General features: G+C 65.7%; 1 protein-coding gene. It reads left to right on the top strand.

The window, feature by feature from the left end; translation table 11 throughout:
* Window positions 1-11: 11 nt before the first annotated feature.
* Window positions 12-248 (top strand): Gfo/Idh/MocA family oxidoreductase (locus tag HKX41_12665; protein NNC24987.1); only part of this gene is annotated, 237 nt, incomplete at its 3' end.

Here is a 248-nt window from a genome sequence, read left to right as displayed (position 1 = left end):
GTCTGGGGAGGATGGGCCGCTTTCACGCGGCAAACCTCGCAGGCCGCATTCCTGGGGCCCATCTGGTGAGGATCGTGGACGCAAACGAGAAGGTCGCCCGGGAGAACTCCGAGCGGCTGGGTGGGGTTGACTGGTCCACCGAATATGGGGATCTGCTGGAAGATGACCGGATCGAAGCGGTCATCGTGGCGAGCCCGACACCGCTGCACGCCGATATGGCCGAGGCGGCCGCAAGAGCGGGCAAGCAC

Source organism: Salifodinibacter halophilus (assembly GCA_012999515.1).
GTDB classification, from domain to species: Bacteria; Pseudomonadota; Gammaproteobacteria; order Nevskiales; family Salinisphaeraceae; genus Salifodinibacter; species Salifodinibacter halophilus.
The sequence above is the reverse complement of the archived record's forward strand: the minus strand, read 5'-3'. Positions and strand labels throughout refer to the sequence as shown.